Source organism: Micromonospora deserti, from assembly GCF_003236335.1.
In the GTDB taxonomy this organism is placed as follows: Bacteria; Actinomycetota; Actinomycetes; order Mycobacteriales; family Micromonosporaceae; genus Micromonospora; species Micromonospora deserti.
In genome coordinates, this window is sequence record NZ_POUB01000021.1 from 1 (window position 1) to 15,282 (window position 15,282).

The window sequence follows — 15,282 nt, forward strand, 5'->3', positions numbered from 1 at the left end:
GTAGGAGATCGAGTCCGGGGAGTCTTTCCAGCACTGGTTCTCCAGGCCGTTGACGGTGTTGCGCCGCCAGTAGGAGATGTAGCCGTTGCCGAGCAGGTCGCCGTACTCGTCGATCCAGTCCAACGCCTCCCGGGCGTCGTGCTCAAGGTACCGCACCAGTTTGGCGTCTCCACTCCACCGCTCGTACTCGTCCAGCAGGATCACGAACAGCGGAGTGGCATCCGCCGACCCGTAGTAGGGACTGTGCGGCTGCTCCTGAAACGCGGCGGACTCTCCATACCGGAGCTCGTGCGGGATCTTCCCCGGCTCCTCCTCGCGGAAGTCGTTGAGTCGACTGCCCTGTAGGGCGGCCAGCAGGCGCAGCACGGGCGGAGCCAACTGCGGCGCGAACGGCAGCGCCTGCAGGCAGATGAAGATGCTGTCCCGCCCGAAGATGGTCATGAACCAGGGCAGACCGGCGGTCGGTATCGGCATCCCGCCGGACAGTGTGGTGAACCGCATGGCAGCCAAATCGACGATGCTGCGCTCATACGCCGTTTGGAGGGGCTCATAGTCGCAGGACAGCTGTGGTACCCGCTTGAGCCAGTGCTCCAGATCACGCCGTAGCTGCTGGCTGAGCCGGCGTTTCCGGTGGGCACCCCAGACGCCTCCTCCGGTCTCGGCCCGGGCCCCGTGGATGATGGGCTGCACACGCAGCTCGACATGCCACGATCCGCGCGACTCGACCACAATGTCGAAACACATCCCACCGTCGTCGACACGCGCCGCCGCGCTACTGGAAATGATCGTCTCTCGGCGGAACTGCTCTCGCGTGTAGCAGAGGCGGAGGCGGCCATCTTCCCTCTGGACCGACGTTGATCCGCTCTTCCGCCGCACGTCCTTGATCTCGAACAGGTCGGCGAAATCGCTGCTCACGTCGAGCCGCAGCGTGAAACGCGCGGGCTTGATGTCGTGATTGAGTACGGTCAGGCGTTCGATGAAGTCGGCGGAGATCGACTGCTCCCGGATCACCGAGACCTTCGCATCGACATAGTGCGTCGGCTCGCCGGGCACGAGGAAGAAATGGGTCTCGAAGTACTGCACCTCGTCCTTGGACAGCGCACTGAGCCGTTGCCCGTTGATGCTGAGTGCCCAGACCGACAGGAAGCGGGTGTCGAAGTAGAAGAGCCCGGTCGGAAAGGCTGGAGAGGGGCTCATATCACCCCGCTCGTCGGTGACGATGAACGTGTTGCCGTCCAAGATGCTGACGGTCTTCCCGATCACGTCTTCCGCCTCTCCTTACGCGCGAACTCGCGAGGATGGTGCGCGGATCTGGGGCTGGGGAAGAGGCGTGAGAACCTGTCCACCAACTGTATGTTCCCCTCGACGATGATGTCGTTCCGGAACAGCAACGACACGAAGGTTTCCTCACCGCTGGCCAGCCGGTCGAACGCCGGCCGGCTACCCCGCATCACCGCCTCCGGCTCCTTGCCTGCGCGCGCCACGCGCGCCTTCCCCTTCTGCATCGTGACAAACCACTGGTCGGTCCGCTTGTCGCTCTCAACGTCGAGACGGACGGTGCCGCGTACCGCTGGCGGCAGAAACTCGGCCGTCGGAATTTCGCCCCGGCCAAGCCGCTCAAGGAACTCATCAATCACATGCGCCATCGCCACCTCCCATCCCCCGTCCATCACCCGGAGAATAGGAGCGCCGATGATGATCGGACCTCACCCGAAAAGCATGAATGACGGTGGCCGGTCACACGTACGGCACCCTCTGAGCCGGCCGCTGGCGACAAGTGAGGCCCGGTTCGTCCTACCGTCTGTGCGCGGGCCCGACCTCACCGCCAGAGCGCTCAACCACGCGTTGCGCATCGACGACATCCGGCTCCGCCGTACGGCCGGGCCTGTCCTGGGGTGAGCGGGCACGCAACGCCCTCCGATAGCACTACTCTCGGCCGCCGCCGAGTAGTCGGCGCACCGCGTCGAGTTCAGCCCGCCCCAACTCCTGGCGCTGCCGGACAGTGAGATCGCTGGCCTGCCGCAGCGACCAGCGATCCATCACCCCGAGCACGGTCAGCGCCAGCTCGGCTTGCAAATCCCCCGGTAGGTCGTTGCCGATCGCGCGGACCTGGCGGCCGATCGTGACGGCCTGCTGGATCCAGGCGTCGATCCGGGTCCACGCCGTATGGAGGGCGCTGCCCGGGGTCCGGGGGGCGTCCGGAAGGTGGAACATGCGGCCAACGTCGGCCAGCCACTGCTGGCTGCCGTCCAGGGCGGCGAGCCGCCCGATCAGGGCTGTCACCTGCGGCCAGAACTGCTCGCGCAACGCTGCCGGGCGCGGAACGTTCAGCGCCTCGATCAGCGCCCGACCTCCCTGGACGATGACCTGGTCGAACAGGGCGTGCTTGGAGCCGACGAAGTGGTAGAACGAGCTCTTGCTCATCCCCGCCGCGCGGATGATCCGGTTGAGCGACGCTCGTTCGTAGCCGTAAGTGGCGAATTCTGCCGCAGCGATCTGCGCCAGCCGCAGCTGCCGGCCGGGCGGCATCCGCGCGGGTCCGGTGGCACTCACCGGACCACGCTACCACCACCGTTGGACCGGGTGGTCCAACGGTGTTAGCGTGGCCGTTGGACCGGCCGGTCCAACGGTGGAGGTGAAGCAGGATGCCGTTCACGACGGGTGACCTGGACGAGGCGTTGGCGGCGGTCGACCGGGACCGTATCCGCGTACTGATCGTCGGGGCCGGCATCGCCGGCGCCTCAGCGGCGGCGTTGTTGCGCAGGCAGGGCTTACATGCCGCGGTCGTCGAACGCGCCGACGCGCACGCCAGGGCCGGCTACATGCTGGCACTGATGCCACTGGTCGACCCGGCCATCGCCGAACTGGGGCTGCGGGACCGGTATCTGGCGGCCAGCGTGGGCCTTGACCGCTACCGGGCCATCGGGCGACGGGGCCGGCCGCTACGCGAGTACGCCATGGCTGACCTCATGGGCCGCTACGGCGACTACCGGGGCATCGATCGAGCCGCCCTGCTTGACCTGCTCGGCGACGGCCCGGTCGCCTACGCCACCACCGTGACCGCCCTGCGACAGACAGCGTCCTGCGTCCAGGTGACCCTGCGCGGCGGCGACGGGCAGGTACGCGAGACGGAGTTCGATCTGGTCATCGCCGCGGACGGTCTGCACTCGGCCACCCGCGACCTGCTGCTGCCGCCGTCGCAGGTAACCGGGTTCGACTCCGGGTGGGGCGGCTGGGTGGCCTGGACCGACGCCGATGCCGACATGGACCTGGGTGAGGAACTATGGGGAGCCGGGTTCTTCGCCGGCACCTACCCGGTCAGGGGTATGACCGGCGTGTTCGTCGGTGGCGACCGCCGCGACACCGAAGCCGGCCCGGCGCGATTCGCCACCGTGATCCGTGGTCAGGTACCGCGCCTCGACGACCGGATGCGAGCGGCCCTCGCGGCGATCAGCACGCAGCGGGCCTACTTCTGGCCGCTCTTCGACCGGCGCGCCGCATCCTGGGCGATCGGCCGAGTCGTGTTACTCGGCGACGCCGCCGCCGGCTTCCTGCCTACCGCGGGCATCGGAGCCGGCATGGCCATCGAATCCGCTCACGTCCTGTGCTCCTGCCTGCGGCACGCAACGATCGACCGCGTCCCCGATCTGCTGGCCGGTTACGAAAGGGCCCAGAAACCACGAGTGCTGGCCGCCCAGAACAACTCACGCACCCTGGCCCGCCTCATGTTCAGCCGCAGCCGGTCCCTAGCCGCCGTCCGCGACACGGTCAGCCGGCACGTCAGCCTGACCACGGCACTGCGGCCCATCACCCGCCTGCTACGAACCCAACCCGCTACCTCACCGGCTGCCCGCTAGAACATGGGCTGCTGTGGCTGTTCTTCGTCATCGAGATGGCGTTCGGCATCGTCCAGATCCTGTCTTGGTGGCGGACGCGCGCCGGCCTGGTGGCGATCTTCGCCCGGCCGGCGGCCGCACGAGCCGGCGACAAGCCGGACCTGCCCCGACTCATCTCAGACGGGCGCGGGCGCCGGGCGCCCTGGGCCGGACGCCGACCCGAGCTCGGCCAGCAACAGGCCGCCCTTGCCGCTTCGCCTTCCCATCTCCCTTCGGTCCGAAGGCCAGCCGGGAGTTCGCCACTTGGACGGCGGATCGTGCCAGGTGTTGCTGGGGCCACGTTTATGCGGGGCGTTGGCGCCGGTGCGCTATCAGCATGTCGAGGCCGTCGAGGATGCGGTCCAGCCCGAACTCGAACGCCTGGTCCTGGGCGCCGTCGGTGGCTGCGGAGGCCATGGTTGCGGACAGGGCTGGGAAGCGGTCGCTGTGGTGGCGTAGCGCCTCGGCGATGGTGGCGGCGAGATGGTGCTCGGGCTTCTGGCTTGCTGCGGCCTGCTGGGCGAGGGTGCGTACGTGCCCGGCGAGCACGGCGACGGTGTCGAGAACGCTCGCTGCCGGTCAGGCCAGTCTCGGTCAGCAACGCCAGGGCGTGCTCCATCCAGCCAAGTTCGTTCGGGCCCAGCGGGCGTGGGCCCACGGTGGCCTCCAACGCCCAGGGGTGGCGTACGAATCGGGTCAGTATGTGGCGTGACCACTGCTTCAGCCCGGCCCGCGAGTCGTTCGTCGTCAGCGCCGGGGGTTCGTCGATGGCCTGTTCGACCATCAGCGCCACGAGTTCGGTCTTGCCGGGCAGGTAGCGGTAGAGCGACATCTTGGTGAAGCCGAGGTCGGCGGCGACTCGCTGCATGGAGACCGCGGCCAGCCCTTCGGCATCGGCGAGCTCGATCGCGGTGGCGACGATGCGTTCCAGGCTCAGCGCCGGCTTGGGACCGCGGGTCGGCTGGGGGCGGGGGCCCCACAGAAACTCGATCGTCATGCGCGCTCCGGTCTGCGCCGACCTCGACGACCCACGGCACCTACCGCACCGGCCGTGGAGTACTCGCGATGCGCGTCGGACAGCGCGAGGCAACCCGGCGGAGGTGGGTGAGCCTGGATCCTCATGGTGCCGTTAGTCGCGTCTTGCCCCGTGGCCACCCTGGCCGGCTGTTGGACGATCGCAGTGCCGGGGCAGCGCGCTGCCCTGCCGGCCGGCGCCACAGTGGGTGGACGAGGGTGCCGTCCGGGAGCGCGAAGGGATCGCGGGCGGTGTAGCCGTGCCGGGTGTAGAGGGCAGCCTCGGCGCCGGTCGTGGCCTCCGCGTAGGCGGGAAGCGCAAGACGATCCATCCGCACGAGGCAGCGGGCGAGCAGGGCGGAGGCGCGGGCGGCGCGCCAGGCGGCCGGCTGGACCGCGAGAAATGCCAGGTGGTTGTGGGCATCGACCAGGCGGTGCGCGTTGAGGGTGCGGTCGAGGCAACGAAAGCGGTCCAGGTGGTCACCGCAGGCAGCGGCGAGCCGTTGGCGGTAGCTCGCCGGCGGCGGGATGGGACGGTAGCGGTGGAACCAGACGGCGGCGGCCGAGCGGTCGGCGAGGAGAAAGACCTCGCCGAAGAGAAGTGCATGTTCGACCCAGATGCGAGAGACGGCAGTGAGCACGTTGCACCGCTGGTCGTCGTCGGGCACGAGCCAGACGCCGATCGCGGAGGTGTGCAGGGAGCCGGCGACGAGGGTTGCGATATGGCCGCTGTCGCACCAGCGGGCGCGGACGATGGGGGGAATGGCTGTCATGGATACCTCCGGTGTTAGGCGTGGTTGCCCCGGGGCGGCGTAGCCGTCCTCTCGGGGCGGGTGTGTGGTCAGGTGAGGTCGCCCGCTGTGGAGCGGACAGGCGGTGTGCGCCGTCATCGCTAATCGACGTCGGCGAATGTGCCGGCTGATCGGGCGTGCAGGGTCCCTAGGTCACGGCCCGGTGGCACCACCACGAAGGCGTGTGAGGCGGGTGATGCGCCGTGGTTCACCGCAGCCGGAGCCACCACGCATTCCCGCTCATGTGGCCGGTGCGGCGACGCCGCGGCCACACCTCGCTTCCTGCCGGGCTGGGCTGCTGAATCAGCCGTAGCCACCCACCAGCCGACGACGAGGTGACGGTCAGGCAGGTCTGGTATCGGGCTGGGGCGAGCGCCTTCTGAAGGTCTCACACGCGGAGGAGGCGCAAGGCTCGGATACCAGGTCCGGCGTCCATGGATGCCCAGAAACCTCGACCGCCGCCGCCGTGCCGGCGCCTGAGGAGGCGGAACTAGTCGCGCTGCCGGGCGAGGTCGGCGTCAGGCCGCCAGTGCCGGTCCCACCGATGCGCCCGGCGCCACGACTCGCGTCAGCGGCAGCACCTGTGGCCGACTCGCCGCCCCTGCACCGCTCCACAGCCACCTTCCAACACCGCCCGGGCGGTACGGCGATCGGGTGCGTCGGGGCCACGGCATGCATCCGGAGGCAGTGCTCGGGCTGCGGTTCGACCGGATCGCAGGGCGGATCCAGCGCGCTCGCCGGTTGGCCGAGGATCGGCCGGGTCACCCCGGTCAACGGGGCGAGGACCGGGGCGAGTGTCTCAACGATCGGCTGGGCCACCGGCCCGACAACGGAGTCGACGGAGTCGAGGAGCTCCGTCCCGGCGATCCCCTGCACCAGCGGTGCCGTAGCGCCGGCGACCGGACGGGTAACCGGCGGGTCGGCCTCGACGGCTGTCGATCCATCCGCGCCCGCCGCCCGCTCCGCCCCGCGACGCACCGGCGCCACCACCGCCGGCAGATCACCGCGCTGGACCTGCACCGCCGGATCCCGCTCCGCGCAGGCCAGCACCCGGGCTCCGGCTGTCCCCGCCGTCACGGACGCCGGCTCGCGCACCACGTCCAGTCCAGTTGGGCGGCGGTCAAGCGTCGCCGAGCCACCGCGCGTGGCTGGCGGGAGCGACAGGACACCCTCGGCCGCCGCCTCGGCACCGCCGAGCAGATTGCCGACGATGCCCGGGTGGGGCTCATCGGCGGCGTAGGCCGGCTCGTCCGTGATCGCGTCGTAGGCGCTCCAGGTGGCGATGACGCCACCGAACAGGAGCATCCCGTGCAGCGCCGCCCGAGCGAGCCGTCGGCCGCGACGCCGCATCACACCTCCCGGCTCGTCCCCAATCGCCCAGCAACAATCGTCGATTGTGCCTAACGCGGTCAGTCGGCCACTCTCCGACACACCGGACTGCCGCCATCCGCGCAGCGACGGATGCGCCTTGCCCGCGACCAGTCCCCGCGTCGTCCGCTGGCCACGATCACCAGCGGACCCCTCGACGGCACCGACCCCCCTCGCCCAGATCGTCGGACTCGCCCTCGACGCAAACTAACCGGCACCTGCTCTGGATTGCGGCCGGGCAGCCGTCAGGTGGCAAGGTGCCGCCTCGGCCGGGAAGGCGGTGGCCGAGGGCAGGCACCGGTGCGGGGATCGTCTCCGGGCGGGTTATCCGAACGCTGCGGAGTTGTGCGCCACCCAGTCGGCGAAGGTGCGGGGCGGGCGGCCGAGGATTCGCTCGACGTCGGGGCTCACCCGCTGTTCAGCGGGCTTCGGCGTGCCCAGGATGTCAAGGGTGGTCTCCACGACCGGCTCAGGCATGAACCGCAGCATCTGTGCCCGAGCCTCCGCGCGGCTCTGCTCGACGAACCGCACCGGCTCCCCCAGCGCGTCGGCGATCGCCATCGCCTGCTGCCGAGGTCGAGCGCGGGCGCGAGGCTTACCGGTTCGGCCAGGTCGGCCTGCTCGTGCCGTACCCCCGCTGGCACGTCCAGCGCTGAGATCCCTCGCGACACCGCCGTCACCTGTTCGCCGGCCGTGACGAGCGTCCGTACGAGCGGCCGTCCCACGTTACCCGTGGCTCCGCTCGCATCGACGTCGCCCGAGAGTAGCGGGCCCGATCGTCCCGGTGGCCGACCGGTTGAGCCGCCACGTCGCTGCCTGCGTAACCGACTGACCCCAGACACAGCGAAGCGCCCCGCCCTCCCGGCCGGCCGCGCCGCCGGGGCGGTGGGGCGTCCGCGGGCTACCGGCCGCCCCACCGCCGGTGGGTACGGGTCAGCGACGGGTGATGTCCGATTCGCGGTAGATGCAATGGACGCCGTCGGCGCCGGTGCCGATGAGCGTGGGCTCCTCGCCCTTCGGTGCGCCCTCCCACTTCTGGCACACGTCGGCGTCGCCGTAGATGGTGATCCGGGTGAAGCGGGCGGTGTCGCCCCAGTTGACGTTGATACCGGCGACCGCGTCCGCGTTGCGGACCGTCACGTTGTCTATCACCGTGTGGCGCTGGTGCGACGTCGAGCAGTTGCCGCAGGCCCGGTAGAGCTTGCCGATGTCCTCGGCGTAGAAGCCGGAGATGTGCACCGTGCCGCTGCCGTTGTGCTGGAACACCTTGTCGGAGGCGCGGCGCGCGCCGCCGCCGATGACGTAGTAGTTCGAGCCGCCGCGGAAGGTGGCGGCGTCCTCGCCCACGTCCTCCCACCAGACGTTGCGGATCGTGCAGTCACCCTCGCAGTGGATGCCGTCACCGGCGGGGGCGCCGATGATGACGTTCTGCAGGGTTGCGCCGTCCTCCAGCACGAACATCGGGTCCTGGCTCTCCTCCTGACTGCCGTCACCGATGCAGCAGTAGCGGCGCATCCCGCCGTCGCGGACCTCGCCACTGTCGACCCGGACGGTGCCGTCGACCGAGGCCTGGCCGGTCGGCGTCGGCCAACCACCCGACGGGGGTGGTGTGGTCGGGCTGCCGCCGCCGTCGACCTTGTTCAGCTGCCACTGCTGGTTCCGGCCGCTGGTGTCGGTGTACTGGGAGATGCGGCCGCCGTTCCCGGTGGACCACTCCCACACGTCCATCGCCTTGCCGCTGTGCCGGTTGATCAGTTTGACGTAGCCGCTGTCGGTGTCGATCACCCGCCATTGCTGGTTGGCGCCGTTGGTGTCGGGCCATTGGATGAGGGAGGCGCCGTCGGCGGTGGACCAGTCGAGGACGTCGATGACCTTGCCGGAGTGGCGGGCCTTGAGCCGGTAGTAGCCGCTGCCGGAGGAGACGAACTGGAACTGCTGGTTGGCCTGGTTGGCGCGATCCCATTGCTGGATACACGCCCGGTCGGCGGTGGATTGGCCGCACACGTCGATGGCCTTGCCGCTGTGCCGCGAGACGAGCTGGTACCAGGCGTTCGTGTCGATCGTGGCCGCCGAGGCGCCAGTAGCGCCGATCGCGGTGAGGACGCCCGCTGCGGTCAGCGTGACGGTAGCCAGGACCGCGGCGCGCCAGCGCCGTCGAGTTCGGGTCGGATGCTTCATTGCGGAGTGCCCTTTCGTGGGGTTGCCGCACCGGACCTTGATATCGGCGCGGCGTCGAGCGCAGGAAAGGCGCTTGTCGGAGATGACCACGGCGCAGGTGCTGCCCTGCTTCCCGAACGCCGCAGATAGCCTCGTGTTCCGCGTTCCTTGGCCCGGTCAAGGAAACGAAACATCGACGAAACCCCAGGGTATGAAAAGCGATTTCCGGACTTCAAGGGATGGGGTTTGCAGGTTTGTTGCAGACACACCACCACGCTCCCGACGACACCCGGTCCGATCATTGCTTGGTGAAGGTCTTCGGTTCGCCGATCCTGGAAAGGTGTCAATCGGTCACCGAACGTAACGACATCGGCTTGCAGTATTGGCTCCACGTATGTCTCGGGTAACCGCGTGGGGTGTACATGATCGTGATCGCTAACCGGGCCGCGTGGAATGATGGTGCGATGCGCGTGCTGCTGGTGGAGGATGACGACTCGGTTGCGGAGTCGCTGAAGCGCGGGCTGGCGCGGTACGGATTCGAGGTGGACTGGGTGCGCACCGGTCGCGAGGCGTTGGCGGCACCCGGACAAGACCTCGTCCTGCTCGACCTCGGTTTGCCGGACACGGACGGCCTCGACGTCTGTCGCCACCTTCGCTCTCGCAGTGACGTACCGATCATCGTCATCAGCGCCCGCTCCGAGGAGGTCGACCGTGTGGTCGGGCTCGAGATCGGCGCCGACGACTACGTGTCAAAGCCGTTCGGCATCCGCGAGGTGGTCGCCCGGATGCGGGCGGTGCTGCGCCGCGTCGGAACGGTGAACGCCGATGCGGCCGGAGGTTCGGCCGAGCAGGTTGCCCTCTCCCAGCGCCTGGTGATCGACCGTCGTGGCCGCCGGGTAATGCTCGACGGTGTCGAGGTTTCGCTCGCTCCGAAGGAGTACGACCTGCTCGCTCTGTTGTCCGAGGAGCCCGGCGCCCTGTTCACCCGGGAACAGATTATGGAGGCGGTGTGGGACGCGAACTGGTTCGGTTCCACCAAGACGCTCGATGTGCACGTCGCCGCACTACGCCGCAAGCTCGGTGATGTCGTTGCCATTGAGACCGTACGTGGCGTGGGCTACCGGCTGACCACGAGATGATTGTCCGTCAGCTCGTTGCGACTTATGTTCTGCTGGTCGCGCTCGCCATCGGCGGCTTCACGATCCCGGTGGCCGTCACGCTGTCCGGCCAGTTGCGGGGCGACACCGAGAGCGCGGTGCGCCGGGAGGCGGAGACGGCCGCCCGGCTGCTTGCCGTGGATGACGATTCGTCGCGAAGGGCGTTGACCAGCTTGGTCGACGCCTTCGAACGGGAGACACCCGGGCGGATGGATGTGCTGCTGGCCGGGGGACGCCCGGCGGGCTCGCTGCCGATGCCGGTCGCCAGCGACGACGCGGCCTTCTCCGCCGCGTTGGCCGGTCGGGAGTGGCAGCGCTGGGGCGATGCCTCGGCACTGGCCGCCGAAGGCCTGGTGCTCGCCGTGCCGGCGCAAGCCGAGAACGGCGAGGTGGTGGGAGCGGTACGGATCAGCTATCCCGCAGCACCGGTCGACACGCGGATCCGCCAGATTTGGCTGTTCCGCGTGGCCCTGGCCGTGGGGGTGCTGATCGTGGCAGCGATGCTCGGCAGCCTGCTCGCCCGGCGCCTGACCAGGCCGCTTCGGGAGCTGAACGAGATGGCGAGCGTGCTCCGTGACGGCGATCTGACCGCGCGCGCCAAGGAGTCCGGGCCCGCCGAGATACGGACGTTGGCTCGTACGCTCAACAACGCCACAGAGACGATCGACGTGCTGATCCGCTCGCAACGAGCATTCGTCGCCGACGCGTCGCACCAGCTTCGTACGCCATTGACCGCGCTGCGGCTCGCGTTGGACAACATCGCGGACGGGATCGACGACGTCGCGGTGCGCGAGGACGTCGAGCGGGCCACGGCCGAGGTGGTCCGCATGACGCGCCTCGTCAACGGCCTGCTGGCGCTGGCAAAGGCGCAGGCCCAGGTGGCCGCGGTGGCGCGGGTGCCGGTCAACCGGGTGGTGGCCGAACGGTTCGAGATCTGGCGTGCGGTCGCCGACGACCGCGCCGTCGAGCTACGCCTGGACGCCCCGGCGTCGGACACCTTCGCACTCGCCACGCCCGGCCACCTGGAGCAGGTGCTGGACAACGTGCTCTCCAACGCGCTGGACTTCTCCCCGAACGGAGGCGTCGTGACGGTGTCCATCCGCCGGCGGGAGGGCATGGTCGTGACCACGGTGCTGGACGAAGGTCCTGGGATGTCAACTGCCGAACGGGAACGGGCGTTCGACCGGTTCTGGCGCGGGCCGGCAGGCCAAGGACGGTCGGGCTTTGGCCTCGGGCTGGCGATCGTGAAGCAGCTCGTGCTGGACATCGGTGGGACGGTCGCCCTCGACGAGGCTCCATCGGGCGGCGTGGCGGTGCGTATCGCGCTGCGCGCCGCCTGACTCGTCTCTCGGCGTGACGGTTGGTACCCCAACCGTAGATCGTGATCATTGAGTTCTTTTTATCCTGCGTAGCGGCTGGTCTCGCCCTGGTATCCCTTGTCGGCGAAAGTCATCACGTGCGTGCTGGTCAAAGCGTCGATGATGCCGTGGGCCCGGGCGGCCGACAGATCATGTGCCGAGCCCGGCAGGGCCGGTGACGCCCACACGAGCCGACCGGCGGCGTCGGCGATGACCTGCACATTCACGCCGTGCCGCTTGTGCTTACCGGAGTAGTACGGCTTCTGGTCGGCGATCCGGTCGATCGGAATCAGCGTGCCGTCAGGATCGCGTACGCCAGTCGGATGCGCTGCATCGCCGTGGCCAGCTCCTCGGCGGCTGCGGCGAGCAGGGCCATCGCTTCCCGCACGTACCGCCAGGCGGTGGCGACTCCGATCTCGAACCCGGCAGCGAGCCGGGTGTAGGTGTCGCCGTTGGGCAGGTGGGCCAGGGCGAGCAGCGCCTGTCGGCCCGGCGTGAGACGCCGCCATCGGTACCGGCGCTGGGCGGTGCTGGCGGATGCGGGGCCAGGTGGTTCAGGGTCCGGCTGGACAGCGGGATCGTGGAGGGGTGAGACAGCACAGGCGAGGCTCCCGGTTGGGGCATCGGATCTTGGTCGACTGCCGTCTTAAATGGAGCCTCGCTTTCATCGATGTCCGGGCTGCCTGCACCGGCCAGGAACTGCAAGATCAGCTTGGAAAGGCTCCCTGTGAAGCATGACAGCGGCGATAGGGTGCTCGGCTAACGCGGGCGGATTCACGAGAGGGATGGCCGGATATTTGGGTTCAGCAGTTCAGGCGTAGCTCGTAGCGGCTGACCAGGGTGGTCTGGCCGTGGGTCTGGCGTTGGCCAGGAGCGGCGCCAGCAACGAGTACGTCACCTCGGTGCACGAATCCAGCTGCTTCGTAGTAGGCGCGTAGCCGAGGGTTGGCGGTCACACAATCCAGCCGAAGGGCGTGCCGAGCGTGCTGGTGTACGGTGCCTTTCGCCCAGCTGAGGATGACGGCGCCGAGGCCGGATGTACGCCGGCGGATGGCCACGCGATGTAGGTATCCGGCGTTGCCGGCGACGTCGTTCCAGAGGGGGTCTGCCCAGTCCAGCGTAAAGGTTCCGGTGACCGTGTTGTCGACCTCGACGAGCCACGTTTCTCCTCGCTGCAAGGCGTCTTCGATCCAGGATGACTCGAACCGCGCCGGCCACTGGTGGATGCTCCGCTGTGCGAGCCAGGCCGCCGCCTCGTCGAGCACGCCGAGAACCTCGGCTGCCTGATCTGGTTGGGCGATTCGAAAGTTGACCCTCTTGTCGTGCCAGGTCATTGCCACCACGAGTGCTCCTTTTCAAAATCAGGGCCTACGTGTGCGTCGGCGTCCAGTCGGTGTTCGCGCCGCAGATGACCACGCACGGGAGTCGCCCGGAGACGCGCCCGGCGAGCCAGGCCGCGAACGGGACCGCCGCGGCGGGTTCGGCCGCGATCCGGAAGTGTTCCCACAGCAGGTCGCGAGCCGCCAGCAGTTCGGCGTCAGTGACCAGTACCGAATCCGCCGGGCGTTGCTGGAGGATCGCGAACGGCAGCTCACCGATCCGGGTAGCGCCGAGCGCCGACGCGGCGGCGGAGTTGACCTGGCAGTCGACCGGTCGGCCCGCGGTCAGCGCGTCGGCGAGGCACTGGCAGTCGTAGGGCTCGACCGCGACCGTGGCGCGTGGGCCGATCGCGAGCGCGGTACCGGCGGCCAAGCCTCCACCGCCGACCGAGACGGCGATGGCGTCGACCTCGGGGACATCCGCGACGACCTCGGCGGCGACCGTGCCCTGCCCGGCAATGACGGCCGGGTCGTCGTAGGCGTGCAGATAGCAGTGGCCCGGCCGGTCGGCGGCCTCCGTCGCGGCGGCGGCCGCCTCGGCGTACGTCGCGCCGTGGCGGACTAGCCGTGCGCCGGTCGCCTCGATCCGCCGGGCCTTGCCGGCCGGCACCGTGTTCGGCACGAAAACCGTGGCCGGTAGGCCCAGGATGCTGGCCGCGGTGGCCACGCCTAGGCCGTGGTTGCCGCCCGAGGCGGTGACCACGTGTGCGACACGTGGACGGGTCAGCATGGCGTTGAGCGCGCCCCGCAGCTTGAATGACCCACTGCGCTGCAGGTGCTCAAGCTTGAGCAGCAGCCGGCGCCCGTCGACCTGCGCGTCCAGCAGCGGGGTGCGCCGGACGTACGGGCGGATCGTAACCGCCGCCTCGGTGACGTCAGCCGTAGTCGGGACAGCGGAGTGGAGAGCGGTTGCGGTCATGTCCCGATGATCAGCGGCCGAAGCATTAAGCGCCAGCGCGCAATTGTGTGGGCCCGTTAGTATCTCTTAATGGCGTTGGACGTGGGGCGGCTGCGGGTGCTCGTCGAGGTCGCTCGCGCCGGCTCCATCGCGGAGGCGGCCCGCCGGATGTCGTACACGCCCTCGGCGGTGTCCCAACAGCTCAGCAAGCTCGAAGCGGAGCTGCGCGCGCGTCTGCTCGAGCGCAGCGGCTCACCGAGGTCGGTACCGTCCTCGTCCGGCATGGCGAACGGGTACTCGGCGAGCTACGGGAGGCCGAGGCAGCCGCAGCCGCAGCGCTGGGCGCCGAGCAGCACCGCATGGCGATCGGAACCTTCGCCACCGCGGGTGCTGCCCTGGTACCCGCGGCCCTGGCCGAATTGCGGGGGCGCCACCGCACGGTCCAACTGTCTCTGCGCGACCTGGAGCCGCCCGACGGATATGGCCTGGTCACGTCCGGTGACCTCGACCTGCTGATCACCCACCGGTATCCCGGCATCGCCGCCGTACCCGCTCAGGGGCTCGCCCGCCAGCCACTACTCACCGACCCGCTGAGGCTTGTGCTGCCCGCGACCCACCCGCTCGCTGCCACGGCGCCCGCGAAGCTCAACCTCGCCGATCTGGACACCGAGCACTGGATCTCCGGCGGGGCTGGTGTCCCCAACCGCGTCTGCCTCGACACGCTCGCGGCCCGAGCCGGCTTCACCCCGCGGATCAGCTACGAAACCGCCGACTACGCCCTCACCCTCGCGCTGGTCCGAGCCGGCCTCGGCATCGCGCTAGTACCCGCAATGGTGCTCCACGAGCATCCGGGCATTCGGGTGCGGGAACTCGATAGCGGCCGGCCGGCACGCCACATCAGCATCGTCCACCGCAAACGACCCACCCCGCTGGTTACTGAACTCGTCAACCTGCTCTGGCAGGCCGCCCAACAACACGGGGATGGCAAATCCAGATGATCCTCGACCGCCATCCTGATGACGTTGGCGTCCTCAGGGCGGGCCACCGCAGCCGCGCCGCCGATCACCGGAGCTGTGCGGCGATAGTCACGCCGGGCCGAGCCGGTCCACCCCCTCCCCGGGAGATCGCAGCGAGAGCGAGATCTCAACGTGCGGTTGGAGTATTAGTTAACTAAACCTCCGGTCAACACTTTCCTGGTGAAACCTTTGCCATTCGCTTTCCCTGCGCTGTCTGGTTGCTGCACGGCTCTGGCCCATAGTTGTTCACGCCGAAGCAATTCGACAGA

General features: G+C 69.1%; 14 protein-coding genes and 3 pseudogenes. 5 read left to right on the top strand and 12 right to left on the bottom strand.

Translation table 11 applies throughout. The features are described 5' to 3' along the window. The 3 genes from C1I99_RS05620 to C1I99_RS05630 form a co-directional block, all read right to left on the bottom strand. Window positions 1–1,263, bottom strand: a 1,263-nt coding sequence (locus C1I99_RS05620; RefSeq protein WP_325049194.1) for an amylo-alpha-1,6-glucosidase, incomplete at its 3' end; no start/stop codon positions are given. After that, entirely contained in the window at window positions 1,260–1,670 is a 411-nt protein-coding gene (locus tag C1I99_RS05625; RefSeq protein WP_146603898.1) for an SCP2 sterol-binding domain-containing protein, read from the bottom strand. The genes C1I99_RS05620 and C1I99_RS05625, both read right to left, overlap by 4 nt. 256 nt (window positions 1,671–1,926) lie before the next feature. Continuing rightward, window positions 1,927–2,553 (bottom strand): TetR/AcrR family transcriptional regulator, encoded by a 627-nt coding sequence (locus tag C1I99_RS05630; RefSeq protein ID WP_146603899.1) that lies wholly within the window; start codon window positions 2,551–2,553, stop codon window positions 1,927–1,929. Between the two features lie 92 nt (window positions 2,554–2,645). Here C1I99_RS05630 and C1I99_RS05635 point away from each other — a divergent pair, with 92 nt between their 5' ends. After that, a complete protein-coding gene (locus tag C1I99_RS05635) occupies window positions 2,646–3,857 on the top strand; it encodes an FAD-dependent oxidoreductase (RefSeq protein WP_111133123.1) in 1,212 nt (403 codons plus the stop codon). A gap of 321 nt (window positions 3,858–4,178) precedes the next feature. Here the strand turns inward: C1I99_RS05635 and C1I99_RS34540 are convergent, their stop codons facing one another. The 6 genes and pseudogenes from C1I99_RS34540 to C1I99_RS05660 all read right to left on the bottom strand — a co-directional run bounded on the left by C1I99_RS34540 (window position 4,179) and on the right by C1I99_RS05660 (window position 9,226). Next, window positions 4,179–4,424 (bottom strand): TetR/AcrR family transcriptional regulator C-terminal domain-containing protein, encoded by a 246-nt coding sequence (locus tag C1I99_RS34540; RefSeq protein WP_267897477.1) that lies wholly within the window; start codon window positions 4,422–4,424, stop codon window positions 4,179–4,181. Between the two features lie 79 nt (window positions 4,425–4,503). Then, a pseudogene (locus C1I99_RS34545) lies at window positions 4,504–4,872 on the bottom strand (TetR/AcrR family transcriptional regulator); the annotation flags it as partial. Window positions 4,873–4,993: 121 nt separating this feature from the next. Then, window positions 4,994–5,662, bottom strand: a complete 669-nt coding sequence (locus C1I99_RS05645; RefSeq protein WP_111133125.1) for a hypothetical protein — start codon at window positions 5,660–5,662, stop codon at window positions 4,994–4,996. A gap of 360 nt (window positions 5,663–6,022) precedes the next feature. Next, the gene (locus C1I99_RS05650) at window positions 6,023–7,111 is read right to left on the bottom strand and encodes a hypothetical protein (RefSeq protein WP_146603900.1); all 1,089 of its coding nucleotides are present in this window, start codon (window positions 7,109–7,111) and stop codon (window positions 6,023–6,025) included. Between the two features lie 261 nt (window positions 7,112–7,372). Continuing rightward, a complete protein-coding gene (locus C1I99_RS33790; RefSeq protein ID WP_233512350.1) occupies window positions 7,373–7,609 on the bottom strand; it encodes a Rossmann-fold NAD(P)-binding domain-containing protein in 237 nt (78 codons plus the stop codon). 372 nt (window positions 7,610–7,981) lie between these two features. Continuing rightward, the gene (locus C1I99_RS05660) at window positions 7,982–9,226 is read right to left on the bottom strand and encodes a pectate lyase (RefSeq protein WP_111133128.1); all 1,245 of its coding nucleotides are present in this window, start codon (window positions 9,224–9,226) and stop codon (window positions 7,982–7,984) included. Between the two features lie 401 nt (window positions 9,227–9,627). Between C1I99_RS05660 and C1I99_RS05665 the strand changes: the two genes are divergently transcribed. Together C1I99_RS05665 and C1I99_RS05670 are read left to right on the top strand one after the other, a co-directional pair. After that, the gene (locus C1I99_RS05665) at window positions 9,628–10,344 is read left to right on the top strand and encodes a response regulator transcription factor (RefSeq protein WP_267897478.1); all 717 of its coding nucleotides are present in this window, start codon (window positions 9,628–9,630) and stop codon (window positions 10,342–10,344) included. Then, window positions 10,341–11,702 (top strand): HAMP domain-containing sensor histidine kinase, encoded by a 1,362-nt coding sequence (locus tag C1I99_RS05670; protein ID WP_199561991.1) that lies wholly within the window; start codon window positions 10,341–10,343, stop codon window positions 11,700–11,702. Before C1I99_RS05665 ends, C1I99_RS05670 begins: the two co-directional genes overlap by 4 nt. An 83-nt stretch (window positions 11,703–11,785) precedes the next feature. On the opposite strand, the pseudogene C1I99_RS05675 reads toward C1I99_RS05670, so the two are convergent. From C1I99_RS05675 to C1I99_RS05685, 3 genes and pseudogenes are all read right to left on the bottom strand, one after another. After that, window positions 11,786–12,320: pseudogene (locus C1I99_RS05675) on the bottom strand (transposase family protein); the annotation flags it as partial. Window positions 12,321–12,523: 203 nt separating this feature from the next. Continuing rightward, window positions 12,524–13,054 carry a GNAT family N-acetyltransferase gene (locus C1I99_RS05680; RefSeq protein WP_233512356.1) on the bottom strand — a complete coding sequence of 177 codons (531 nt, stop codon included), beginning with the start codon at window positions 13,052–13,054 and terminating at the stop codon, window positions 12,524–12,526. 34 nt (window positions 13,055–13,088) lie between these two features. Then, window positions 13,089–14,018 (bottom strand): serine/threonine dehydratase, encoded by a 930-nt coding sequence (locus C1I99_RS05685; RefSeq protein ID WP_111133134.1) that lies wholly within the window; start codon window positions 14,016–14,018, stop codon window positions 13,089–13,091. A gap of 147 nt (window positions 14,019–14,165) precedes the next feature. Between C1I99_RS05685 and C1I99_RS33795 the strand changes: the two are divergent. Both C1I99_RS33795 and C1I99_RS05690 read left to right on the top strand, forming a co-directional pair. Then, window positions 14,166–14,210, top strand: a pseudogene (locus tag C1I99_RS33795) (hypothetical protein); the annotation flags it as partial. A gap of 146 nt (window positions 14,211–14,356) precedes the next feature. Next, window positions 14,357–14,995, top strand: a complete 639-nt coding sequence (locus tag C1I99_RS05690; protein WP_233512351.1) for a LysR substrate-binding domain-containing protein — start codon at window positions 14,357–14,359, stop codon at window positions 14,993–14,995. Window positions 14,996–15,282: the final 287 nt, after the last annotated feature.

Coding starts and splice junctions, on each gene's coding strand:
- C1I99_RS05625 (WP_146603898.1), bottom strand. CDS start 1,670: ATGGACGGGGGATGGGAGGTGGCGATGGCGCATGTGATTGATGAGTTC.
- C1I99_RS05635 (WP_111133123.1), top strand. CDS start 2,646: ATGCCGTTCACGACGGGTGACCTGGACGAGGCGTTGGCGGCGGTCGAC.
- C1I99_RS05645 (WP_111133125.1), bottom strand. CDS start 5,662: ATGACAGCCATTCCCCCCATCGTCCGCGCCCGCTGGTGCGACAGCGGC.
- C1I99_RS33790 (WP_233512350.1), bottom strand. CDS start 7,609: ATGGCGATCGCCGACGCGCTGGGGGAGCCGGTGCGGTTCGTCGAGCAG.
- C1I99_RS05660 (WP_111133128.1), bottom strand. CDS start 9,226: ATGAAGCATCCGACCCGAACTCGACGGCGCTGGCGCGCCGCGGTCCTG.
- C1I99_RS05665 (WP_267897478.1), top strand. CDS start 9,628: ATGATCGTGATCGCTAACCGGGCCGCGTGGAATGATGGTGCGATGCGC.
- C1I99_RS05670 (WP_199561991.1), top strand. CDS start 10,341: ATGATTGTCCGTCAGCTCGTTGCGACTTATGTTCTGCTGGTCGCGCTC.
- C1I99_RS05680 (WP_233512356.1), bottom strand. CDS start 13,054: ATGACCTGGCACGACAAGAGGGTCAACTTTCGAATCGCCCAACCAGAT.
- C1I99_RS05685 (WP_111133134.1), bottom strand. CDS start 14,018: ATGACCGCAACCGCTCTCCACTCCGCTGTCCCGACTACGGCTGACGTC.
- C1I99_RS05690 (WP_233512351.1), top strand. CDS start 14,357: ATGGCGATCGGAACCTTCGCCACCGCGGGTGCTGCCCTGGTACCCGCG.